This window comes from Cupriavidus pauculus, assembly GCF_008801835.1.
GTDB classification, from domain to species: Bacteria; Pseudomonadota; Gammaproteobacteria; order Burkholderiales; family Burkholderiaceae; genus Cupriavidus; species Cupriavidus pauculus.
In genome coordinates, this window is sequence record NZ_VZOW01000014.1 from 94,354 (window position 1) to 117,126 (window position 22,773).

A 22,773-nucleotide genomic window follows, 5' to 3' on the forward strand; every position below is an offset into this window, starting at 1 on the left:
TTCCATGACTGCCAATACGCCCCTGTTAGCCGAACTCGCCGCGCTACTCGATCCCGCCGGATTGCAAACCGGCGACGCCATCGAGATGCGCTTCCGCAAGGACTGGTATGCGCCGCTCGGCGCGCCGCCGCTTGCCGTGGCGCGGCCCCGCTCGACCGAGGAAGTGTCCGCGATCCTCGCGCTGTGCCATCGCCACGGTCAGCCCGTGGTGCCCCAGGGCGGGCTGACGGGGCTGGCGGCCGGCGCTACGCCCCACGCTGGCGAACTGGTGCTGTCGCTGGAGCGCATGCGCGGCGTGGAGGAAATCGACGCGCAGTCCGGCACCATGACCGTGCTCGCGGGCACCACGCTGCAGGCCGCGCAGGATGCGGCGCGCGAAGCGGGATGGCTGCTGGCGGTCGACCTTGGCGCGCGCGGCAGTTGCCAGATCGGCGGCAATATCGCCACCAATGCTGGGGGCAATCGCGTGATCCGCTACGGCATGATGCGCGATCAGGTGCTTGGCCTGGAAGTGGTGCTGGCCGATGGCACGGTGCTGACATCGCTGAACAAGATGTTGAAGAACAACGCTGGCTACGACGTGCGCCAGTATTTCGTCGGCAGCGAAGGCACGCTTGGCGTCATCACGCGCGCGGTGCTGCGGCTGGCGCCCTTGCCTTCGAGCACGCAGACCGCACTTTGCGCGCTGGCATCGTTCGAGGACGTGGTGAAGCTGCTGCGTCATGCGCAGCGTGCGTTGTCGGGCCGGGTCTCGGCGTTCGAGGCGATGTGGGCCGACTACTACACGCTGGTCACCACGCGCGTACCCGGCGTGCGTGCGCCCCTCCCCTCAGGCCATCCGTTCTATGTGCTCGTCGACCTGCAAGGCAGCGACGCCGATGCAGACGGTGCGGCATTCGAGCGCATGCTTGAGGACGCCATGAGCGAAGGACTGATCGTCGACGCAGCCATCGCCGCCAGCGGCAAGGAAGCCGAGAGCTTCTGGAAACTGCGCGACGCCGTGGCGGAATTTCCGCAGATGTGGGCGCCGAACGCCGCGTTCGACGTGAGCCTGCCGATCGGCCGGATCGGCGCGTTTGCCGACGCGCTGCGCACCGCGGTGCTGGCGCAGTGGCCCGGCGCCGAACTGGTGAACTTCGGTCATGTCGGCGACAGCAACCTGCATTTCAGCGTGCACCTGCCCGGCGTGGCCGCAGCGGACTTTCCCGAAGCCGCCATCGACGCCGTGGCCTACCAGGTCGTCCGCCAGTTTGCCGGCAGCATATCGGCCGAGCACGGCATCGGCGTGCACAAGAAGCCGTTCCTCCACCACTCGCGCAGCCCCGCGGAACTGGCGCTGATGCGCGCCATCAAGCAGGCGCTGGACCCGAAGGGCATTCTGAATCCGGGCAGGGTGATCGACGTTCCGTCGCCGTAGCAAACCCGGGCGGCAGGCGTTCAGGCCGCGGCAGGCGTGCCGGGGCCGGTCGGGGCGTCCGGGAACACGAGCCGGAACGCGGTCAGTCCGTCCACCACAGACTCCACCTGCACGCTGCCGTGGTGCAGATCCATGATGGTCTTGACGATGGCCAGGCCGATGCCCGACGACTCGCCGGAATTGGCGCGAGCGGGGTCGCCACGGAAGAATCTGTCGAACAGCCTGGGCAGGTGCTCGGCCGCGATGCCGGGGCCGGGATTGGCCACCTCGATCACCACCCGATCTTGCTCGCGCCAGCTGCGCAGCGTGATCACGGCCGCTTCGGGCGAATACTGCACGGCGTTCGACAGCAGGTTGCCCAACGCGCGCCGGAACAGCGTGGCGTCGGCCTCGAGCGTGCCACTGGCTGCCACCTCGATGGCGATGCCGCGCGCGTCGGCCAGCAGTTCGAAATAGTCGGCCTGCCGCGCCAGCTCGGCGCCAAGATCCAGCGTCACGCGCTTCATCGCCACCTGCGCATTGTCCGCGCGAGCCAGGAACAGCATGTTCTCGATCATGCGCGACAGCCGCTCGTACTCTTCCACATTGGAGGCCAGCAACGCCTGGTATTCCTCCACCGGCCGCTCGCTCGACAACGCCACCTGGGTCTGGCCCAGCAGGTTGCCGATGGGCGTGCGGAAATCGTGCGCCAGGTCGGCCGAAAACTGCGACAGCCGTTCATAGCGCTCGCGCAGCCGGTCGATCATTCGTTGCAGCGCCCGCGCCAGTTCGTCCAGTTCGGCCGGCAGGCGCGACGGGTCCACCGGCAGCGTGCCGCTGGCAAATGTCACGGATGCGGTGCCCGCCGCAATGCGCCGCAGTGGCGCCATGCCCGCATGCAATGCGGCGTAACCGAGCAGGCCCGCCGCCAGTGCGCCGAGACAGACGGCGATGCTCAGTTTCAGACGATAGTCGCGCAGCAACGCCACCCGCGAAGTGGCCACCTGGTACAGGTCCACCCGCATCGTTTCGGGCGCGGCGCCCGTGCGCGCGAGCATCGAGAGACCGCGCACGGGAATGTCGCCGCGCGTCTGCCAGGTCTGGATTGCGGTGGCCGATGGTGGATCGTTCAAGCCCACCGGTGTCATCGCGGGCACCTCGCCCGGCCGTGCGCCGGCCTCGATCATCAGGGTGCCGTCGGGCGCCAGGAGCCGCAGGCCGAATTCCTCGTTGCCGCTCACAATGCCGCTGATTTCGCGCCACTGCTCAGCCGGGGGCGCGCCAGCGGGCAGGCTGGCCAGTTCGGTTCGCGCGCGCATGGCCTTGCGCAGCAGTTCGGAGTCGTCACGCTCGATGATCTGCATGGCCAGCGCGCGATAGAGATACAGGCCCACGCCGGCGAACGCGCAGCCCGCAGTCAGCGCGAACGCCAGCGCCAGCCGCGCGGTCAGCGAACGGGCAAGCCGGCGCGCGTTCACGGCTTGCGGTTCTCCAGCACATAGCCGATACCGCGCACGCTGTGAATCAGCTTCGGCGTGAAATGGTCGTCCATCTTGACGCGCAGGCGACGGATCGCCACGTCGACCACATTGGTGTCGCTGTCGAAATTCATGTCCCAGACGTGCGATGCGATCTGGGTGCGGCTCAGCACTTCGCCACAGCGGCGCGCCAGGAAATGCAGCAGCGCGAATTCGCGCGGCGTCAGATCGATGCGCTGGCCGGCGCGCGTCACACGGTGCCGGAGCACATCGATCTCCAGATCGCCCACCTCGATGCGGTCGGCCTCGCGCACCGGGCCGCGCCGCAGCAGCGTACGGACCCGCGCCAACAGTTCCACGAATGCGAAGGGCTTGGCCAGATAGTCGTCCCCGCCTAGTTCCAGACCGCGCACGCGATCCTCCACTTCGTCGCGCGCGGTCAGGAACAGCACCGGTGTGTCCTTGGATTCGCGCAGCCGGCGCAACACGTCCCAGCCATTCATGCCGGGCAGCATCACGTCGAGGATGATCAGGTCGTAATCGGCTTCCATCGCCTGATGCAGGCCGTCCGCGCCGGTGCGCGCGACATCCACCACAAAGGCCGACTCGGTAAGCCCCTTGCGCAGATATTCGCCGGTTTTCGGTTCGTCTTCGATCACCAGGATCTTCATGGTCCAGTCCCTTGCTTGCGGCAGCGCACACGCTTGTACATCGCCCGCAACATGGTAGCGGGCGGCATCGCGCGTATGGATGACAAGACTGTAATCGTTTTGACCGGATTGCACAGGGCGGCCGCTTTTTAGAATCGCCATTCATTCCTGAACCGATTGCCGCGCCGCCACGCGCCGGGAGACATTGCATGTGGATTGTCAGGCTCGCCCTGCGCCGGCCCTATACCTTCATCGTCCTTGCCATCCTGCTCCTGCTGGGCGGCGCGGTAGCCATCGTGCGCATGCCGACCGATATCTTTCCGTCGATCGACATCCCGGTGGTGAGCGTGGTGTGGAGCTACAACGGCCTGTCCGCACAGGACATGGCGCAGCGCATCGTCACCGGCTACGAGCGGTCGCTGACCACCGACGTCGACAACATCGAGCACATCGAGTCGCAATCGCTGCCCGGCGTGGCGGTGATCAAGGTGTTCTTCCATCCCGGCGCCGACATCAACCGTGCGATTTCGCAAGCCACGGCCGGCGCGCAATCGATCCTCAAGCAGATGCCGCCCGGCGCCACGCCGCCGCTGGTGCTGAGCTACAACGCGTCGACCGTGCCGATCCTGCGGCTGGCGCTCGGTAGCGACACGTTGCCGGAGCAGCAGCTGTACGACCTGGGCAACAGCTTCATCCGCACCCAGCTTGCCACGGTGCAGGGCGCTGCGGTGCCGCTGCCCTACGGCGGCAAGGTGCGCCAGGTGATGGTGGACCTGAACATGCCGGCGCTGCAGGCACGCGGCCTGGCCCCGCTGGACGTGGTCAACGCCATCAACGCGCAAAACCTGGTGCTGCCCGGCGGCTCCGCCAAGATCGGCGCGCTCGAATACCGCGTGGACCTCAACGGCAGCACGCAGACCGTGGCCGCACTCAACGACCTGCCCGTGCGCAGCGGCCCGGACGGCACGGTGCTGGTGCGCGATGTGGCCCAGGTGCGCGACGGCTACGCGCCGCAGACCAACGTGGTGCGACACGACGGCAAGCGCGCGGCACTGCTGGAGGTCGAGAAGACCGGCAGCGCGTCCACCCTCACCGTGGTGGCGCAGATCCGCGCACTGTTGCCGCACATCCTGGCCGGCCTGCCGAAGTCCTTGCAGGTGCAGCCGCTGTCGGACCAGTCCGTGTTCGTCACCTCGGCCATCGATGGCGTGCTGCACGAGGCATTGGTGGCCGCATGCCTGACGGCGGCGATGATCCTGCTGTTTCTCGGCAGCTGGCGCGCCACGCTGATCATTGCGATCACCATCCCGTTGTCGGTGCTGGCCGCGCTGATCGCGCTCGCGGCGCTCGGCCAAACCCTCAACATCATGACGCTGGGCGGTCTGGCGCTCGCCGTGGGGGTGCTGGTCGACGACGCCACCGTGGCAATCGAGAACATTGCCCACCATCGTGAAACGGGCAAGCCGCTGGAACAGGCCATCCTCGACGGGGCGGGCGAGATCGCGCTGCCCACGCTGGTGTCGACGATGTGCATCTGCATCGTGTTCCTGCCGATGTTCCTGCTCAGCGGCGTGGCGCGCTACCTGTTCGTACCGCTGGCGGAGGCCGTGGTATTTGCGATGATGGCGTCCTATTTCCTGTCCCGCACGCTGATCCCCACGCTGGCGCACTACCTGCTGCGCGGCGAGGCAGCGGCGCGTCCCGCCACCGGCCCGATTGCGCGCTGGTGTGGTCAGGCGCATGCGCGCTTCGAGGCCGCGTTTGAACGCGTGCGCGCCGCCTATGCACGCCTGCTGGCGGCGGCGCTGGCCATGCCGCGCCGCACCATGCTGGTGTTTGCGCTCGCCTGCGCCGCATCGATGACGCTGGTGCCGTTCCTCGGGCAGGATTTCTTCCCCGCCGTCGATGGCAACGAGATCCGGCTGCACATGCGCGTGCGCACCGGCACGCGCATCGAGGAAACCGCGCGCATTGCCGATGGGGTCGAAGGCGAGATCCGGCGCGTGGCGGGGCCCGATTACGTGGCCGGCATCGTCGACAACATCGGCCTGCCGGTCAGCGGCATCAACCTCACCTATGACGCGGCGCTGCCGATCGGCACCGCAGACGCCGAGATTCTGGTGTCGCTGAAGCCGGGCGCCGAGCGTTCGGGCGTGCTGATCGAACAGCTCGACGCGGCGTTGCGCAAGGACTTCCCGGGCGTGAGCTTCTCGTTCCTGCCGGCGGACATGGTCAGCCAGATTCTCAATTTCGGCCTGCCCGCGCCGATCGACATCCAGATCGTGGGCAAAGACCTGGCTGGCAACCGCAAGGTGGCCGATCAGTTGCTGCGCAAGCTGGCCGGCGTGCCGGGCCTGGCGGATCTGCACCTGCAGCAGCCGGCGGACCAGCCGGCGCTGACCGTCGAGGTGGACCGCACCCGCGCCCTGCAGGCCGGGCTTTCGCAGCGCGAGGTGGCGCAGAACCTGCTGATTGCGCTATCCGGCAGCGGCCAGACCGCGCCGAATTTCTGGCTCGATCCCAGGAACGGCGTCAGTTATCCGCTGGCGGTTTCGGTGCCGCAGTACGCGATGAACTCGCTGCAGACGCTGTCCAGCATTCCGCTGGGGCTCGGCGCCGACACGGCGCTGCAGGGCGGTGCCGGTCAGCTTGGGCAGTTCGGCACCATCGTGCGAGCTAGCCAGCAGGGCGTGGTGTCGCACTACAACGTCCAGCCCGTGCTGGATCTGTTCGGCGCGGTGCGTGGCCGCGATCTGGGCGCAGTGGCGGCCGACGTGCAGCACATTGTCGACCAGGCGCGCACGCAGTTGCCTGCCGGGTCGGACATCGTGGTGCGCGGCCAGGTGCAGACCATGCACGCATCTTTTGCCGGACTGCTGACCGGACTGGCGGCCGCGATCGTGCTGGTGTACCTGCTGATGGTGGTGAACTTCCAGTCGTGGCTCGATCCGCTGGCGATCGTCGGCGCACTGCCAGTGGCGCTCGCGGGCATGGCGTGGATCCTGTTTGCCACGGACACCACGATCAGCGTCCCGGCACTCACCGGCGCCATCATCTGCGTGGGGATCGCCACCGCCAACAGCATTCTCGTGATCAGCCACGCGCGCGACGGCCTGGCCACCGGCAAATCCCCGCGCGATGCCGCATGGGAAGCCGGCTTCAGCCGCTTTCGTCCGGTTGCGATGACGGCGCTGGCCATGCTGTTCGGCATGGTGCCGATGGCGCTCGGGTCCGGCGGCGCCGGGGCCCAGAACGCACCGCTGGGCCGCACCGTGATCGGCGGCCTGGCATTCGGCACGATCGCCACGCTGGTGCTGGTGCCGGTCTTTTTTGCCGCGCTGCATGGCTGGATGGCCCGGCGCGCCCACTCCGACAACCATCCGATCCCTCACGAAAGCCTGGCATGAAACCCACCGAACCCGACATCGAGACCGTCGCGCCGCACCGCAATGCACGCCTGGCCATGCTGGCAGCGGCCGGCCTGTGCATGGCGCTGGCGCTGACCGCCGGCGTTGTACCGCGCTGGCAAAGCCGCGCCGTGCTGCAGCAACGTGCGCAGGCCGCGCAGACGCCCATCGTGCGCGTGGTGCTGCCGCACGCCGCGACGGCCGCGCACGAGATCGTCCTGCCGGCCGACGTGCACGCCTATGAGGACGCCGCGATCCACGCGCGCGTCAGTGGCTATCTGCGTCGCTGGTACGTCGACATCGGCGCGCGCGTGAAGGCCGGCCAGTTGCTGGCGATCATCGACGCCCCCGAAGTGGCCGACCAACTGCGCCAGGCGCGCGCCGACGAGGCCACGGCCGCCGCCAACTGGCAACTGGCCAGCAGCACGGCCCAACGCTGGCTGGACCTGCAGGCCACCCATTCCGTGGCGCAACAGGAGACCGATCAGAAAGTGGCCGACATGCATGCCAAGGCAGCGGCACTGGCCGCAGCCCGATCGAATACGTCGCGGCTTGCGCAACTGCAGCGCTACACCGAGATTCACGCGCCGTTCGATGGTGTGATCACGGCGCGCAATGTCGATACCGGCGCGCTGGTCGATGCCGGCAGCGCGCCGGGCCAGGGTCGCGAGCTGTTCCATCTCTCGGCCGGCACGCGGCTGCGCGTCTATGTGCAGGTGCCGCAGGACGACGCCGACGCAACGCTCGGGCCCGGCACGCAGGCCTGGCTGACGCTGCCGCAAGCGCCGGGTCAACGCTATCCCGCAACCGTGGCGCGCACCGCCGGCGCCATCGATCCGGTCACGCGGAGCCTGCGCGTCGAGCTCGACGTCGACAGCCAGGACGGGCACATCCTGCCCGGCGCCTACGCGCAGGCGCATCTGCGCATCGGCAGCGCGCAGGCCGCGCTGGACCTGCCGGCCAGCACGCTGATGTTCCCGGCTGGTGGCCCGATGGTGGCCGTGGTGGGCGCGGACAACCGGCTGACGCTGCGTCACGTCGATCTCGGCCGCGATTTTGGCTCGCACGTCGAAGTACTGGCCGGGCTGACGGGCAATGAGCGGGTCGTGGTCAATCCGGGCGACGGCATCGTGACCGGCATGGCGGTGCAGGTGGCCGCCGCGTCGAACGGAGGCCCGGCATGAAGCGCGCCGCCGCGATTCTGGCCTGCGCGTGGCTGGCCGGCTGCGCCAGCGTGCCCTATCAGCCTCCCGCGATGCCGATGCCGGCCGCCTACCGCGAAAGCCACGGCGTGGGCGCTGACGCCATCGCGCCGGACTGGTGGCGCGCTTACCACGACGCGACGCTCGACGCGCTGCTGACCCGCATCGGCGCATCGAACCAGAACGTACTGAAGTCGATGGCGCTGCTGCGCGACGCCCGCGCGCAGGTCAGCGCGGCGCGGGCCGACTACTTTCCGACTATCGGCGCCACGGCCAGCGTCAGCAGCACGCACTTGTCGGCCAATGTGAAAGGCCATTCGCTGGCCGGCAAGACCACGCCCGATCACCTCATCGGCCTGGGCGCCACATGGGAGCCCGACCTGTTCGGCCGCATCGGCAATAACGTCGATGCCGCCGAGGATCGCGTCCAGGCCAGCGCCGACGACGTGGCCGCAGTGCGCCTCAGCCTGCAGGCAGAAGCCGCGATCGACTACTTCGGCATCCGCTCGCTCGATCGCGAGGCGGCGCTGCTGCAGCAGACCGTGGACGCCTACGAATCGGTGCTGCAACTGGTGACCAACCGCTACCGCGGCGGCATTGCCGCCGAAGGCGACGTCGCGCAGGCACAGGCCCAGGTGGAAAGCACGCGCGCCCAATTGGCCGATCTGCGGCTGGCCCGCGCGCAGTTGCTGCATGCGCTGGCGACGCTGGCAGGCGAGCCCGCCAGCACTTTCGAGCTGCCTGGCGAATCCACCCGTGCCGATGCGACGATCGCGCTACCTGCCGCGCCGGCCGCCGTGCCGGCGATGCTGCTGCAACGCCGCCCCGATATCGCTGCGGCGGAGCGCCGCGTGGCGGCAGCCAATGCGCAAATCGGCGTGGCGCGCGCGGCATTCTTCCCGACGCTGGTGTTGAATCTCACTGGCGGACTCGAAAGCTCGGGTTTAGCCGGGTGGCTGACGGCGCCAAGCCGTTTCTGGGCCGTGGGGCCGGCCCTGGCCGCAACGATCTTCGACGGCGGCAAGCGCCAGGCCGGCGTGGACAGCGCGCATGCGCAGTTCGACGCCAGCGCGGCCGACTACCGCGAGACCGTGCTCAAGGCCGTGCAGGATGTGGAAGACAACTACGCTGCACTGCGGATCCTCGACGACGAGGCGCGCAGCCAGCAGGCCGCGGTGGCGGCGTCCGGCCGCGCGCTGCAGCAGGCCACCGAACGGTATCGCAAAGGCGCCGCCACCTATCTCGACGTCAACGTGGTGCAAGCCGCCGCGCTTAACGATGCGCGTGCCCTGGAGGCCGTGCATCGACGCCAGCTCGCAGCCAGCGTCGCGTTGTTCCGGGCGCTTGGCGGCGGATGGGATGGCGCAGGGGATCCCGCCTGACACATTCGCCGCGCCTATCATTGTGCAGGCGGAGCGCGCCCGAACGTGCCAACCGAAAAACGTCGGGCGCCGAAGCAAGACAGGCGGCCCGGCGGGATCTAGTCTGATAGCTACCATCCTGGGCGCACCAAACCCTACGTCCATTTCCCACCAGGAGATATTCCATGGCGACAACCGCGGCAGATCTGATCACCAGTGTGCTTGACGGCGTCGGCGTCAGGCGAATTTATGGCGTCGTCGGCGACAGCCTCAACGGCATCACAGAATCGCTGCGCCGGCACAAGGACATCGAATGGATTCACACGCGCCATGAGGAGACCGCGGCATTCGCGGCCGGCGCCGAGGCTCACCTGACCGGCAACCTGGCTGTATGCGCCGGAAGCTGCGGTCCCGGCAATCTTCACCTGATCAACGGCCTGTTCGACTGTCATCGGTCGCGCGTGCCGGTGCTGGCGATTGCCGCCCATATCCCCAGCGCCGAGATCGGCCGGGGCTATTTTCAGGAAACGCATCCGGATCAGTTGTTCCGCGAATGCAGCCATTACTGCGAGCTGGTGACCAGCGTCGAGCAATTGCCGGGCGTGCTGGAGACCGCCATCCGTACAGCGATTGGCCGGCGCGGCGTCGCGGTGGTGGTGATCCCGGGCGACGTGGCGCTCAGGCAAGCCGCTGCCGCGATCTCGGCACCGGCATCGCTGACGCTCGCCGCGCCGGTCGTGACGCCGACCGACGCGCAGCTCGATGCGCTGGCCAGCCTGCTGGCCAGCAGCCGCAAGACCACGCTGCTGTGCGGCCGCGGTTGCGCCGGGGCCCACGACCAGGTGGTTCGCCTGGCGCAGACCTTGAAGGCGCCTGTGGTGCACGCGCTGGGCGGCAAGGAATACGTCGAGTACGACAATCCGTGCGACGTGGGAATGACGGGGCTGATCGGCTTCAGTTCCGGCTATCACGCGATGGAGAGCTGCGACACCCTGGTCATGCTGGGCACCGATTTTCCCTATCGACAGTTCTATCCCGAGAACGCCACGATCGTGCAGATCGACGTCAGGCCGGAAAACCTGGGCCGCAGGACGCGGCTGGACATGGGTGTGGTTGGGGACATCGCCGCCACGCTCGACAAGCTTCAGCCCCGGCTTTCGCCGCAGCAAGACGACGCTCACCTGAACACCGCATTGCGCCACTACCATAGCGCGCGCGGGCAACTGGACGAACTGGCCACCGGCGACAGCGGCCGCCGGCCGATCCATCCGCAGTACCTGGCCCGCTTGCTGAGCGACAAGGCATCGGACGACGCAGTATTCACGTTCGACGTCGGCACGACGACTATCTGGGCGGCGCGCTACCTTCGCATGAACGGGCGGCGGCGCATGATCGGATCGCTGTCCCATGGCTCGATGGCCAACGCCCTGCCGCAGGCCATCGGCGCGCAATGCGCATTTCCGGGCCGCCAGGTCATCACGTTTTCCGGCGACGGCGGCTTTGCCATGCTGATGGGAGATTTCCTGACGCTGGTGCAGCAGCGCTTGCCGATCAAGGTGGTGATCTTCAACAACAGCGTGCTCGGCTTCGTGGCGCTGGAAATGAAGGCGTCCGGCTTTCTGGAATCGGGCACGGCGCTGGAGAATCCCGATTTCGCGGCGATGGCGCGCGCGGCGGGCGTGCATGCCGAGCGCGTGGAAGACCCGCTGGCGCTGCCCCAGGCCATCGACGGCATGCTGGCTCATGACGGCCCCGCATTGCTCGACGTGGTGACCAACACCCAGGAACTGGCGATGCCGCCGAAGCTCAAGGCCGAGCAGGTCAAAGGTTTCAGCGTATGGGCGATGAAGGCGGTGATGAACGGCCGCGCCGACGAGCTGGTGGAACTGGCTCGCACCAACCTGCTGCGCTAGAGCGGACGCCCCTTGCCGATCAGGCAAGGGGCTTTGTGGGCTGACCGCAGGAGCCGGTCTGCTGTGTTTCACGAAGCCAACGATCGAACCGGGCTGCGCGACCTGGCGCCATGTATCGGGCCACGGGCCGCAAATCAGGAAAGCGGATGGCGCAGCAGCGTCACGCACAGCACCAGCATGAACAGCGCAATGACCGCATCGAGCACGCGCCATGCCATCGGCTTGCGAAACACCGGCACCAGCAGGCGGGCGCTGTAGCCGAGCGTGGAGAACCACAAGAGGCTGGCCGCACAGGCGCCCAGTCCGAACGCCCAGCGCACCATTCCCGTGTACCGCGTGGAAAGGCTGCCGACCAGCACCATGGTGTCGAGGTAGACGTGCGGGTTCAGGAAGGTAAAGGCAAGACAGGCAAGCAACACGCGCGACCACTTTGATTCGTCGCCCTGGCTCGGTGCCAGCCCGCCCGTTCCACGCCACGCCCGCCGTGCCGCCTGGAAACCATACCAGCCCAGAAACGCCGCACCGCCAAACCGCAAAGTCTCCAACATCCCCGGCCACGCCTGTACCAACGCGCCGATGCCCGCGACACCACAAAGTATCAGCGCGATATCGCCGAGCGAGCAAACCGCGACGACAAGGCCGACGTTTCTGCGCTGCAGGCCCTGTCGCAGCACAAATGCGTTCTGCGCACCAATGGCGATGATGAGTCCGGCACCTGTCATGAAGCCGGCAGACGCGGCAGCAGCAAACATGGAAAGTCTCGCAATGGAAAAGCCCGCATGGTGCCCTATCCCATCCACAAAAGAAAAGCTAATATTTCTGAATCCACTGAAGTAAAACTAATGGGCAAAAAATGGACCTGATCCATCCGCAACTGGCGGCCTTTGCCGTGGTGATCGAGGAAGGCAGCTTCGAGGCCGCCGCGCGGATGCTCTCCGTCACGCCATCGGCAGTGTCCCAGCGCATCAAGGCGCTGGAAGAGCGGCTGGGGCAGGTACTCGTCGTGCGTCAGACGCCATGCCGCCCCACGCCCGCGGGCGAACTGCTGTTGCGGCGCGTCCGACCCATGCAGGCGCTGCAAGCCGAAGCGCTGGCCGATTTTCTTCCCGAAAAGAACGGCACGACGCTGGCGCGCCCGGTCGCCATTGCAGTCAATGACGACTCGCTGGCAACCTGGCTGCTAGCGGCACTGGCTACGCTGCATCGTGAACATGGCTTCCTGTTCGACCTGCGCGTTGACGACCAGGACCACACGCTCGAATTTCTTCGCGCCGGCGCGGTCCTGGGCGCCGTCACCGCCCAGGCAGAGCCGCTGCAAGGTTGCGAGTCCCACGCGCTGGGCGCTTTGCGTTATCGCGCCATCGCCTCTCCGGCATTTGCAGCAAGTCATTTCGGCGACGGCATGGAGGCGACTGCGCTGTCCCACGCGCCGATGATCGTGTTCAACCGCAAGGACGAACTGCAATGGCGATTCATGCGGCGCATCACGCGCGCACGCATCAAGCCGCCGGTTCATTACCTACCCACGTCCACCGGCTTTGTCGAGGCCGCTGCGCTCGGCCTGGGCTGGTGCCTGGCACCCGAGACCCTGATCGAACCCGCGCTGCGCGCCAGACGTATCGTGGTCCTCGAACCCGCACGATGGCTCGATGTGCCCCTGTACTGGCAACACGCCGCCGTGCGTTCCAGCACGCTGCAGCACATCACCCGCGCCTTACAGGCGGCCGCTGCCGTGGCGTTGGTCGAGTAAAGGGTCAATCGATCTCAAAAAGGCAACCGCTGCGGGCATCAGGCGCTTTACAAGAGTCCGGCAAAGAGCAACGCCGATATCCAACTGGCCGGTCGCATGCCGCGCCATTGCCCCTTCTCTCCCGCGACTTCGAACCGTCACAGTTCGATCAACACGCTGTCACGGGCGCGCCCCAGAATCCCGAACTTTTCGTGGGACAACGGGGAAGTGGAAATGCAAAACAAAACATCGGGCAAACCAGCCAACATCGATATTGCCAGCCTCGAAGGCATTCCAGACCGCCAGCGCCGCCTGCTGCTCAGAGCGGGCCTTGGCCTGTCGCTCGGCAGCTCGGCGCTGCTGGCCGCGTGCGGCGGCGGCGACGATGGCGCCAGCTCGCCGGCCACGACGCCCGGCGCTACGCCCGGGGGCGGCGCGCCGTCGGCCAAGGTATCGAGTTTCGCGCTCGCCGTGCTGCCGGACACGCAGTTCTATTCGCGCTACGCCACCACCGACGAGAACCTGCAGTTCCAACGCAAGTACGGCTCCACGCCGTTCCTGGCGCAGACCAAGTGGATCACGCAGAACGCCGCCGCGCTGCGCATTCCCTTCACCATTCACCTCGGCGATGTAGTGGATCAGCAAGGCAAGCCGCTGCAATGGCAGATCGCTGACGAGGCCATGCAAGTCATGGAGGCCGCCCGCGCGCCGTATTCGATTCTGGCGGGCAACCACGACGTGATCTCGGATGTGGACTACGTCGACGCAAGCAGCCAGGCGTCGAACACCGACGCGCAGCGCAACCTGGCCAACGAGCCGTATCTGAAGACTTTTACGACCACTCGCGCGCAGCGTCAGGCCACCTTCGGCGGGCGCGATCCGTCGGGCTTCCATGAGTACCATTTCTTCGAGGTGGACGGTAACCGCTTCATGGTCCTGTCGATGTCGTGGCGCGCGTCCGACGCCGCCATCGCGTGGGCGCGCGGGGTGCTCAAGCGCTTCCCGAAGGTGCCGGTCATCCTATCCACGCACCAGTTGCTCAACATCGGCCCGGACGGCGTGAGCCCGCTGGAAGTGCCGTATGGGCTGATGCTGTGGGACAAGCTGATCAGGGATAACGACCAGATCTTCATGACGCTGAACGGCCACTACCATGGCGCGGCGCATCTCACCAAGACCAACGACTTCGGCAACCCGGTCGAGGAAATGGTGGTCGACTACCAGATGGCGTACATGGGCGGCAACGGCCTGATGCGCCTGTACGAATTCGACCTGACCAACAGCAAGATTAAAGTCATCTCGTTCTCGCCGTGGGTGCCGCAAAAGCCTGCGGAGACACTGAACGAGTTCGACGTGGCGGTGCTGACCGACAAGAACCATCAGTTCGAGTTTTCCTTCGATTTCCGCAAGCGTTTTGCACGCTTCAACCCCGATTTCGCTGTGCCCCCGGCCGGCAACGATCCGATCAACGATCGCGCCAAGGCCGCGATCCTGGCCAACTACACCGAGCCGAACGTGGCCGACAAGAAGGCCGCCGCCGACGCCAACGACTACCCGCAGGTGGCGTCCACCGTGGCGCACTGGCGCTTCTTCGGCGGCGCCGACGGTGCGGCCGTGCCGGTAGGCCAAGTGATCGCCGACGTAACCGGTGCCAATCCGCTGACGCGCGAGGCGCTGGCCAACGGCGGCGCGGCCCAGTTGGGCGACCTGACGTGGTCGAACGATCATCACTACCTGTCGGCTGCGCCCGGCAGCGTGAAGTTCGCCAATTCGACGAATAGTCCGCAGCGCATGAGTTACTTCACGACCCAGACCACCGCGGCACTGAATGCGATGACGTTCGACAGCGGCTACACCGTGGAAGCGTTCATCAAGGTGCCGGCATCGTGGACGGCAGCCAACAACGCATGGATGAACATCATGGAGCGCGAAGGCCAGCGCAGCGCGGTGGCGGGCTTTGGCAGCGGCGACGGCGACGAAAGCCCGCTGATCTTCGCCATCTCCAGCCTGCGCGAAGTGCAATGGGAAGTGACGCCAAGCACGGCCGGCGCCAAGAACCCTGCCGCGAGCTGGTCCGGCGAGATCATCGTCGAAAAATGGGTCCACGTCGCCGTGGTCAACGATCCGTCGACCAACGAGACGGTGATGTATGTGGAAGGCGCTCCGGTGCTGCGCAACACGTCCAATACGCGCGGCATTGCCACCGTCGGCGCCACCAGCCGCTTCTTCGTGGGCGGCGGCGTCTATGCCAACGTTCCGTCAAACGGCTTTCTCGGCCAGATCGGCGAAGTGCGCATCTGCACGGAACCGCTCACGTCGGACAAATGGCTGACGGCACGCCGCGCCTGAACCACGGCGCTTGAGCGCCAACGCCGCGCGGCATAACAGCGCTGGATGGTCCGCGCCGCCATGCGACATTGCGTGGCGGCGCGCGCCAGCGTCAGGCTTCTGTGTGCTGGAGCTTGCATCGCGCGAAGCCGCCATTCAGTGGGCGGCAAAGATCGCCAACGCTTGCCGCTGCGCACAGGAACTCCGGGAGTTTGGATATGACCCGGAAAGCTGACGGGCAGTGACCGCATCGACCGCATCGACCGCATCGACCGCATCGACCACATCGCTCACATCGATCGCGATGGCCGGTTGACACCCTGACTCGGCGATTGACCGTCAGCGGCGTCCCGATGGTCGAGCCTCCAGGCGATCGATATAGGCGTCTCCCCATTTTTTCATCGCTTTCAGCACGGGCGCCAGCGTCTTCCCAAACTCGGTCAACGAGTATTCGACCCGGGGCGGCACCTCGGCAAACACCTTGCGGGTAATGATGCCGTCCGCCTCGAGTTCGCGCAGTTGCAGCGTCAGCGAGCGCTGCGTCACGGTTCCAATCAACTGCCGCAACTCGCCAAACCGCTTGGTGCCATCCAGCAGGTAATGCACGATCAGCGGTTTCCATTTCCCTCCCGCAACGTCTACCGTTGCGGCGACTGAGCATTGATACGTGGTAGCCGAAGAAGTCAATGTTTGCTCCCAATAGGATACTTTGTATCCCTATATACCAAAGATGTGCCTACTTGTACAAAAGCCCCTGCCTGCCGATAGTGGTGCTTTCATTGCAAGCAGGGAGTCAGATCGATGAGGGCCGCATATTACGAGCGTCAGGGCAAGGCTTCGGAGGTACTGAGGCTTGGCGAATTTCCCGATCCGCAGCCGGCGCCGGGCGAGGTCCGCGTGCGGATCCATGCGTCCGGTGTGAATCCTAGCGACATCAAGGCGCGCACCGGTTTCTCCGGCCCGGCCAAATTTCCATTGGTGATTCCGCATCAGGATGGAGCAGGTGTAATCGACGCGGTCGGAGCCGGGGTTGCAGCCACGCGCATTGGCGAACGGGTATGGCTATATGAAGCGCAATATCAGCGCGCCTTCGGCACGGCCGCAGAATATGCGATCGTGCCGACGCAGCAGGCCATTGCCTTGCCTGACAACTGCTCGTTCGAAGTGGGGGCCTGTCTGGGCGTTCCGGCACTCACTGCGCATCGCTGCCTTTTCGCCGACGGCGAGTTGAAGGGCCGCGCGGTGCTCGTCCACGGTGGAGCGGGGGCCGTCGGTACGGCAGCCATCCTGTTGGCGAAATGGGCGGGCGCCTGGGTCGCCACCACCGTTTCTTCACCGGCCCAGGCGGAAGCTGCGCGACGTGCGGGCGCGGATATCGTCATCGACCGATGGTCACAGGACGTTGCCAAGATCGTAAGGTCGGAAACCGACATGCGAGGTGTCGACCGCATCGTCGATGTCAGCCTGCAGGACAACTTCGAGATCGACCTGCAGTGTCTGGCGCATGGCGGTGTCATCAGCGCCTATGCCGTGCAGACGGCGTCAGACCATCTGCCCCTTCCGCTGCTGCGCGCCATGATCGCAGGCAGCGCATTCCGCTTTGTCTACATCTATACGGTGCCAGCGGCCGCCAAGCTCGCCGCTGTGTCCGCGATCGGGCAATGCCTGGCGGACGGGGCCTATGCGCCCACGATAGGCCTGCGCCTGCCGCTGGAGCGCATCGTCGAGGCGCACGAAGCTCAGGAATCCGGGCGGGTCATCGGCAAGATCATTGTTACGCCGCGCGGCTGACTCAGATTGAATCACTGAGGGTTTTCGGCATAAAGGAGGACGATCGGTCGGCACGGCGTGCTTGAGCGCCTTCCGACCACGCTGCCCGGCTCAAATTACCAACGGCCTACCGCTGCGCAGGTGCTCGCCGAATGCATCGCTGTCCGCAAACCGGAGCGTCAATCCCATTGCCGATGCCACCTGCCCCAGCCCGTCATGGATGCTGCGTCCCGCGACCAGCGCGTCCGACATGGACTGGAAACCGGCGCCGATTCGTTCGCGGCTTTCGGCAAACCAGGTGTCGAACATCGCGTTCATGTCGGCGCGATACTGCCGATGTTGTGCGATCAGTGCACTGCACATGGCCGCGGTCTGCTGCCGCTTCAGTTCGGACAGCGCAACGGAACGCGCGGAACGCTGCAACTCCGCATAGAGGCTGCCGCTTAGCATCGTTGCCACCATGCCACCGACCAGTCCGCCCACCAGCGTGCCCACGCCCGGCATCACCAGCGTTCCAACCATGGCGCCGAGATTGGAGCCCGTCATCGAAGTCGCCAGCAGCACGCCTTCGCGACTGACATGCGCGGCAAACTCGCTGGGCGGCAGATCGTCGTCGAGCATGCGGTAGAACGCCGTGGCGAGCATCGCCGCCGATTGCACGATGACCGCCGGCGCATTGGAGCGACCCATGTTGCGCACGAGCTGGTTGCCGGCATTCTGCATGGCCCCGGCCAAAGCCGTGGACGACGCGCCGACGGCGTAAGCGCCCAGCGCCGCCTTGCCGGTGTCGATGGCCACGTCGGCAGCGGCCTCGCGGATGTCCTTGTCGGCGCGCACCACCTGGTACGTGTTCCGGACCACGCTGAACGTGCCACCGATCATGGCCCCCTGCGCTGCGGCTTCCAGACCGGCGCGATGCGACAAATCGAGCACGTCGCGCGCCACGCTGGTGGTTGGTGCAGTGCGTGCCTCCATCGCGTCGGCGGTGGTGACATCCGATTTGCGCGCGCGACGCCGGGCGTCCTCGATCGCGTCGATCTGTTGCTGCTTCTGCGCGGCAACCTCGGCGTTGCCGTTGCCAGCCAGCTTGTCGCGTTGCTTTTCGAGCGACTTTACCTGCGCGTCCCAGTCCGCCATCACTGCATCGAACTGATCGGGCGGCAGCACCAGATCGACGCTCCGGTACTTCTCGAAGTTCTCGCCGTACAACTGCCGGTACTTCTTCAGGTCCTTGTGGACCTTCATCTGGGCGCCATCCGCAAAGGTGCCGTCCGGGTTCAGTTGCGGCGCCCCCGGTGTGCGGGTCCACGGCGACGATGTCGGCCACCGGATGGTTGACGTGTCCCAGGTCATCCGTCCGGATGATGCGCCGGCCATCGCGCGCAGCAATCGATTCCGCATTCTGCCGCGCCACTTGCTTGACCTCTGCCGAGAAGCCTGCCTGCTGCCGCAGGTTCTGATCGCGATAGTCTGGATTGACCCGATGGCCGGCGATCTTGGACAAATCGGCGTGACTGCCGTAGTGCTCGGCGGTCGCGCGGCCGAATCGCTCGATCATGATGGCGATGGTCTGCTGCGCCACCATCGTCGCGCCCGCTGCGTCGCGGATATCTTCATCCGGCCTATCGCAAATGTCCCGCACAGCCGGGAAAGGAACGGACGGCTGGCTCATGCGGCGGACAGTACCGGCGTTGCCGCCGTCTGATGGTCAAACGTCTCGATGGCCTGCCTGTGGCCGCCAAGCTGCGCCATGATATTTGGCACCAGCGCACCTTCGCCATCCAGCAAAGCCGTCTCCAGCACGCCGCGCAGCAGCACGGCCGCATTGGCAGCCTCCATGACCACAGGTTCCAGTTGCGTGACGGAAGCATCGGCCTCACTGGCCAGCGCTTCGAGCGCCCTGCGCGCGTCGTCGGCGCCGGTCTCGATAGCATGCGCTTGCGCCGCGAACCGATCCGCGGCCACGCCGAAGTCGCCCACCTGTGCGGCAAAGCCATCAATCGTTTGCGCATTGGCGTGCGCCACGCGATATGCCACGCCCATCGAGCACAACAGGGCACCGACGCCTGCCACGGCGACTGGCAAAACAACGCCCGCGGACGGCATCAAAGCAATCGCTGCCGCTGCAACGCCTGCCGCGCCAAGCACCGACGCGGCGACACCCACGCTGGCCGATCGCAGGGACGGGATCTCGGGCGCGACCGGCGCGGCGGCCAGGAAGCGCTCTGCCTGACCCATCGCCGGCGCGGTGGCGGTCATCACAATGCTGCCGCGACGCAGCGCCTGAATCGGCACGATCGATCGTTCGAAGAGCGCCGCCCTGGTGGCATCGATCTGCCGTAGCGCTTCGGCGGCCGCTTTGCCGGCTTGCGCGATACGCGCGCGCGTCGCCTTGATGTGTTGTGCCGCGTCTTGCTGGCGGGCGCGGCTGGCCGCGCGCAGATCAGACCCAAAGCGCAGGAAGCTTGAGAATTTGAAATTCGACATGATGGAAATTTGGCGAGTCAGGCGGCAAGCGTGCGGAATCCGTCGAGGGCGTCCGGCACGAGCTTGCCGGCGGCATCGACGATTTCGATATCGAGCGCGTTCTGGAGCGCCGCCGCGCGCTGGCCCGTGAGTGAGATGGCGGCATGCATGCGTGCGTTCTGGCCGCGCACCACGGTGTCCAGCGCGCGAATCACGTCGATCATCAGTTCGGCAGCTTCGGTCACCTTCGACATCTGACTGACCATTGTGTTGACCTCCTCGACGAATACTTCGACTTCGTCGCGGAAATTGCGGGCCTCGTCGAGCTGAACCTTCGCCTTGTTATGGCCAAAGTACATCGCAAAGATTGCCGCCGGCACCAGTGCGATGCCACCGAGCACGGCTGCGCCGCCGGCCATGCCAAGCCCGCCAGCCGATGCGGCACCTCCGCCCAACCACGCGAGCGTGGCATTGGTGGCCGCCGCACCGCTCAGCGTGCCGATGGCAGTGCCCGTCGAGGCAGTGCCGACCATGCCGGCCAGCCCCCAGGCGCCGGCGGCCAGCGTGGCACCGCCCACCGCCCCTGCGCTGCCGCCGACGAGCATGCTCTCGACATGCCCGCTGACGGCTTTCAGCTCGCGCACGTCGGTGCCGATCCGGTGGGTATCGACCGTCTCATCCAGACCGTGGAAGTCCCTGGCCGACACACTTGCCAGCCGCTCATAGAGCGAGACGAATTCCTTCACGGTGGTGTGGTAGACCTCGACGCGGAGCTGCCCGAGCGTGTCCAGCGTTGCCTGCGACGACACGCGGCACGCCTCGATACGCTCCCTCGCCTCATCCGCTTCATTCTGCGAGTACCGCACGATGCGTTCGCTCTTCTTGCGGTCCTGATACCCGCCCGTTACGAAGTTCGCGGCCTTTCCCAGCGCGCGGGACGTGTTGTCCTTGATGCTATCCCACCAGCTCATCGGTCTCTCCTGATGCATTACCACGGGGCTCCGGCAAGGCGTCGCCCTAACCTCTCCCTATCGACCGCGACGCGCCACTCTGTAGCACCCGTTGGTGGGGTATGCGGTCTTGGATCCGGCAAATCGGGCCTCAGCCTAGCCGGCGAACTGGACACTCGCTGTCCAGTTCGAGCCCACGCCGTACTGGACACCGTTCGTCCACCTGCGGCGCAAGACTCGGCACATCGCAACCGATGAGACCCGAGCCATGCCACAACTTTCGCTTCAAGACAGCCGCGCGAGTTCCGCCGAATCTCTCTCCCGCGCAGCCACATTGGACGACGCCGGGCAGGCCGGCGTCGTGGGCCAATTGCCGGCAATCCGGCTGTCGCTCCAGCGCTGGGGCATGGCGAGCGACATGCTTCGCGCGATGGTCGATACGCTCAATGCCGCCGATCCCCGTGTCGTCTGGTCTGACCATGAGGATGGTGCGCCCGCTGACCTGATCGTGCATATGGTCGACGTGGACGGCCTGGCCGGACCGTCTCTGCAGGCGCCGTGGAATCTCCTGGGCCCCGTCGACGCGCTGCGCATGGCGCGCGAGCAAGGCATTGCCGCCATCGTCCTGGCGAAGGGCAGAGCCCGGGATTTGCCAACGGTGCGCGCGGGACACTGGATCGCGTCCGGCCCCCGCAATCTCGTGACGGCCGCCCGCATCCTTGCCGGCGCGGCCATCGTGAATACAAACGATGTCGATGCGGATGCCCGGGCTGAGCGGCTTGCAGCGCTGGCGTCGCGCAACGCGCTGGCGTGCCTGCATCGCGTCGTTGCTGCGTGCCCTGCGATGCTGGCATCAAGCGTGAAGACGTTGATCGACAGTGCCCAGCGCGACGGATATGCGGCGGTGTCGGGTGTCAGCATCGGCGTTGCACCGCAAGTCGAGCTGGAACTTCCATCGGGCAGTACGCCATTGCAGCTATTGCGTTCGCAGCTTGCCGATACTGAAGCTGACGTGCTGTTGTCTTACCCTGGGCCGGACCTCTCGATGTCAGCGCCAGTGGACGAATCCGCATGGCCGTAGGCTTCGAGCGCGCGTCGCAGCCGCCTTGCAATATCGGCGCGCAGGGCGGCTGGCGCTACCACCTCGACCGCGTCAGCGCGTTCCAGCAGCAAATTGCTCAGCGAAACCGACGGTGTGACGGTGGCTTCCAGCATGAAGCCGCCGACCATATCGGTGATTACCTGGTCTTCCGAGAACTTCAGTTCCCGGAACGGGCTGACGAAGCCACCCTCCTCGCGCACGCGCAAGACCAGCTTCACGGGTGGTTCGGAGAAGAACTCGAAAGTCCGTTCTTCTCTGACGTATGCATCGAGCGAAAATGCCGCGTCGCGTGCCAGCACGGCGTCGCATGCCGCCACGGCGTGAATCCGGTCCATGCGCAACAGGTGCCGCTTGGTGCCGCCTTCGGTGCGCGGGCGGTCGGCTACCAGATACAGGACCGGGCCTTTTTCCACCAGCGCCAGTGGCAGAACGGTGAACTGCCGGGGCTCCAAGGTGGATGTCCGGCCATTTTGATAGTGAATCTCGATGCAACCATCCCGATAGAGCGCGTCGAGTACGGCATCGAGTACGCCTGCGCGAACCTGCGGCGCGATCAGCGGATAGCGGCCATCGAGCCGTGTCGTCTTGTCCATCCACGCCCGTGCCGCCGTCAGCCGCGTCGCCGCCGCGCTCTCTTCCAACACGCGCACGGCGCCGTCGAAGTAGTCCGTCAGGCCATCGGCAACCGTGGCAGGCATATGCGCGTTGGCCAGTTGCCTCAATTTCAGCAGTGCCACGGCCAGGTCCACCGGCGGCCGCAGCGCATCCTTGTTGACCGCGCCAGTCGACATGGCACGCCATTCGCGATTGGTGTCTTCGCCACGGCGCTGCGCCAACTGCTGGACTTCCAGCTTCAGAAAAGAGCGGGTCACCTTTTTCGGATACGCGGAAGCCTCTCGCGCGATGACCTCTCGCACCAGATCGCCCGACCGCTGCCACCGTCCGGCATGCGACCGAAGCACCTTCAACACCAAGTAGTCAAAATCGCCCAACGGCATGGTTAGCGGGGAAAAATGCGGGG

General features: G+C 66.2%; 18 protein-coding genes and 1 pseudogene. 11 read left to right on the forward strand and 8 right to left on the reverse strand.

Going from position 1 to position 22,773, the window contains the following annotated elements; translation table 11 throughout:
• Nucleotides 1-4 precede the first annotated feature (4 nt).
• Nucleotides 5-1,417, forward strand: coding sequence for an FAD-binding oxidoreductase (locus F7R19_RS16045; RefSeq protein WP_150981227.1), 1,413 nt, complete (start codon nt 5-7; stop codon nt 1,415-1,417).
• 20 nt (nt 1,418-1,437) lie between these two features.
• On the opposite strand, the gene F7R19_RS16050 is transcribed toward F7R19_RS16045, so the two are convergent.
• On the reverse strand, nt 1,438-2,874 hold the full coding sequence (locus tag F7R19_RS16050) for a heavy metal sensor histidine kinase (protein ID WP_061956873.1): 1,437 nt from the start codon (nt 2,872-2,874) through the stop codon (nt 1,438-1,440).
• Nucleotides 2,871-3,545, reverse strand: coding sequence for a heavy metal response regulator transcription factor (locus F7R19_RS16055; RefSeq protein ID WP_061956925.1), 675 nt, complete (start codon nt 3,543-3,545; stop codon nt 2,871-2,873). The genes F7R19_RS16050 and F7R19_RS16055 overlap by 4 nt, the downstream gene beginning before the upstream one ends.
• Nucleotides 3,546-3,733: 188 nt before the next feature.
• Here F7R19_RS16055 and F7R19_RS16060 point away from each other — a divergent pair, with 188 nt between their 5' ends.
• The 4 genes from F7R19_RS16060 to poxB all read left to right on the forward strand — a co-directional run bounded on the left by F7R19_RS16060 (nt 3,734) and on the right by poxB (nt 11,407).
• Nucleotides 3,734-6,931 carry an efflux RND transporter permease subunit gene (locus F7R19_RS16060; RefSeq protein WP_150981228.1) on the forward strand — a complete coding sequence of 1,066 codons (3,198 nt, stop codon included), beginning with the start codon at nt 3,734-3,736 and terminating at the stop codon, nt 6,929-6,931.
• Complete coding sequence (locus F7R19_RS16065; protein WP_150981229.1) at nt 6,928-8,115, forward strand: efflux RND transporter periplasmic adaptor subunit; 1,188 nt, start codon at nt 6,928-6,930, stop codon at nt 8,113-8,115. The genes F7R19_RS16060 and F7R19_RS16065 overlap by 4 nt, the downstream gene beginning before the upstream one ends.
• Nucleotides 8,112-9,515, forward strand: a complete 1,404-nt coding sequence (locus F7R19_RS16070) for an efflux transporter outer membrane subunit (RefSeq protein WP_150981230.1) — start codon at nt 8,112-8,114, stop codon at nt 9,513-9,515. The genes F7R19_RS16065 and F7R19_RS16070 overlap by 4 nt, the downstream gene beginning before the upstream one ends.
• A gap of 164 nt (nt 9,516-9,679) precedes the next feature.
• Nucleotides 9,680-11,407: a ubiquinone-dependent pyruvate dehydrogenase gene (gene poxB / locus F7R19_RS16075; protein ID WP_150981231.1), complete on the forward strand. Its 1,728-nt coding sequence runs from the start codon at nt 9,680-9,682 to the stop codon at nt 11,405-11,407.
• Between the two features lie 134 nt (nt 11,408-11,541).
• Here poxB and F7R19_RS16080 read toward each other — a convergent pair whose 3' ends face one another.
• Nucleotides 11,542-12,159 (reverse strand): LysE/ArgO family amino acid transporter, encoded by a 618-nt coding sequence (locus F7R19_RS16080; protein WP_061958803.1) that lies wholly within the window; start codon nt 12,157-12,159, stop codon nt 11,542-11,544.
• Nucleotides 12,160-12,260: 101 nt separating this feature from the next.
• On the opposite strand from F7R19_RS16080, the gene F7R19_RS16085 reads away from it, so the two are divergent.
• The 3 genes and pseudogenes from F7R19_RS16085 to F7R19_RS30195 all read left to right on the forward strand — a co-directional run.
• The gene (locus tag F7R19_RS16085) at nt 12,261-13,157 is read left to right on the forward strand and encodes a LysR family transcriptional regulator ArgP (RefSeq protein ID WP_150981232.1); all 897 of its coding nucleotides are present in this window, start codon (nt 12,261-12,263) and stop codon (nt 13,155-13,157) included.
• Between the two features lie 213 nt (nt 13,158-13,370).
• A complete protein-coding gene (locus F7R19_RS16090) occupies nt 13,371-15,485 on the forward strand; it encodes a LamG-like jellyroll fold domain-containing protein (RefSeq protein WP_150981233.1) in 2,115 nt (704 codons plus the stop codon).
• Nucleotides 15,486-15,579: 94 nt separating this feature from the next.
• Nucleotides 15,580-15,699, forward strand: a pseudogene (locus tag F7R19_RS30195) (transcription initiation protein); the annotation flags it as partial.
• A gap of 104 nt (nt 15,700-15,803) precedes the next feature.
• Here the strand turns inward: F7R19_RS30195 and F7R19_RS16100 are convergent.
• Nucleotides 15,804-16,151, reverse strand: a complete 348-nt coding sequence (locus tag F7R19_RS16100; protein ID WP_061958805.1) for a winged helix-turn-helix transcriptional regulator — start codon at nt 16,149-16,151, stop codon at nt 15,804-15,806.
• A gap of 114 nt (nt 16,152-16,265) precedes the next feature.
• On the opposite strand from F7R19_RS16100, the gene F7R19_RS16105 reads away from it, so the two are divergent.
• Complete coding sequence (locus F7R19_RS16105; protein WP_150981234.1) at nt 16,266-17,255, forward strand: NADPH:quinone reductase; 990 nt, start codon at nt 16,266-16,268, stop codon at nt 17,253-17,255.
• A 90-nt stretch (nt 17,256-17,345) separates the two neighbouring features.
• Here F7R19_RS16105 and F7R19_RS16110 read toward each other — a convergent pair whose 3' ends face one another.
• Entirely contained in the window at nt 17,346-18,479 is a 1,134-nt protein-coding gene (locus F7R19_RS16110) for a hypothetical protein (RefSeq protein WP_150981235.1), read from the reverse strand.
• A gap of 94 nt (nt 18,480-18,573) precedes the next feature.
• Here F7R19_RS16110 and F7R19_RS16115 point away from each other — a divergent pair, with 94 nt between their 5' ends.
• Entirely contained in the window at nt 18,574-18,939 is a 366-nt protein-coding gene (locus F7R19_RS16115) for a hypothetical protein (RefSeq protein ID WP_150981236.1), read from the forward strand.
• On the opposite strand, the gene F7R19_RS16120 is transcribed toward F7R19_RS16115, so the two are convergent.
• Both F7R19_RS16120 and F7R19_RS16125 read right to left on the reverse strand, forming a co-directional pair.
• Entirely contained in the window at nt 18,903-19,721 is an 819-nt protein-coding gene (locus F7R19_RS16120) for a hypothetical protein (RefSeq protein ID WP_150981237.1), read from the reverse strand. The genes F7R19_RS16115 and F7R19_RS16120 overlap by 37 nt on opposite strands.
• A 17-nt stretch (nt 19,722-19,738) precedes the next feature.
• Entirely contained in the window at nt 19,739-20,671 is a 933-nt protein-coding gene (locus F7R19_RS16125) for a hypothetical protein (protein ID WP_061958809.1), read from the reverse strand.
• Nucleotides 20,672-20,918: 247 nt separating this feature from the next.
• Between F7R19_RS16125 and F7R19_RS16130 the strand changes: the two genes are divergently transcribed.
• Nucleotides 20,919-21,731, forward strand: a complete 813-nt coding sequence (locus F7R19_RS16130; protein ID WP_150981238.1) for a hypothetical protein — start codon at nt 20,919-20,921, stop codon at nt 21,729-21,731.
• Here F7R19_RS16130 and F7R19_RS16135 read toward each other — a convergent pair.
• Nucleotides 21,674-22,624, reverse strand: a complete 951-nt coding sequence (locus F7R19_RS16135) for a helix-turn-helix transcriptional regulator (protein ID WP_170292598.1) — start codon at nt 22,622-22,624, stop codon at nt 21,674-21,676. The two genes, F7R19_RS16130 and F7R19_RS16135, sit on opposite strands and share 58 nt — an antisense overlap.
• Nucleotides 22,625-22,773 lie beyond the last annotated feature (149 nt).

Coding starts and splice junctions, on each gene's coding strand:
- F7R19_RS16045 (WP_150981227.1), top strand. CDS start 5: ATGACTGCCAATACGCCCCTGTTAGCCGAACTCGCCGCGCTACTCGAT.
- F7R19_RS16055 (WP_061956925.1), bottom strand. CDS start 3,545: ATGAAGATCCTGGTGATCGAAGACGAACCGAAAACCGGCGAATATCTG.
- F7R19_RS16060 (WP_150981228.1), top strand. CDS start 3,734: ATGTGGATTGTCAGGCTCGCCCTGCGCCGGCCCTATACCTTCATCGTC.
- F7R19_RS16065 (WP_150981229.1), top strand. CDS start 6,928: ATGAAACCCACCGAACCCGACATCGAGACCGTCGCGCCGCACCGCAAT.
- F7R19_RS16070 (WP_150981230.1), top strand. CDS start 8,112: ATGAAGCGCGCCGCCGCGATTCTGGCCTGCGCGTGGCTGGCCGGCTGC.
- poxB (WP_150981231.1), top strand. CDS start 9,680: ATGGCGACAACCGCGGCAGATCTGATCACCAGTGTGCTTGACGGCGTC.
- F7R19_RS16080 (WP_061958803.1), bottom strand. CDS start 12,159: ATGTTTGCTGCTGCCGCGTCTGCCGGCTTCATGACAGGTGCCGGACTC.
- F7R19_RS16085 (WP_150981232.1), top strand. CDS start 12,261: ATGGACCTGATCCATCCGCAACTGGCGGCCTTTGCCGTGGTGATCGAG.
- F7R19_RS16090 (WP_150981233.1), top strand. CDS start 13,371: ATGCAAAACAAAACATCGGGCAAACCAGCCAACATCGATATTGCCAGC.
- F7R19_RS16105 (WP_150981234.1), top strand. CDS start 16,266: ATGAGGGCCGCATATTACGAGCGTCAGGGCAAGGCTTCGGAGGTACTG.
- F7R19_RS16110 (WP_150981235.1), bottom strand. CDS start 18,479: ATGAAGGTCCACAAGGACCTGAAGAAGTACCGGCAGTTGTACGGCGAG.
- F7R19_RS16120 (WP_150981237.1), bottom strand. CDS start 19,721: ATGTCGAATTTCAAATTCTCAAGCTTCCTGCGCTTTGGGTCTGATCTG.
- F7R19_RS16125 (WP_061958809.1), bottom strand. CDS start 20,671: ATGAGCTGGTGGGATAGCATCAAGGACAACACGTCCCGCGCGCTGGGA.
- F7R19_RS16130 (WP_150981238.1), top strand. CDS start 20,919: ATGCCACAACTTTCGCTTCAAGACAGCCGCGCGAGTTCCGCCGAATCT.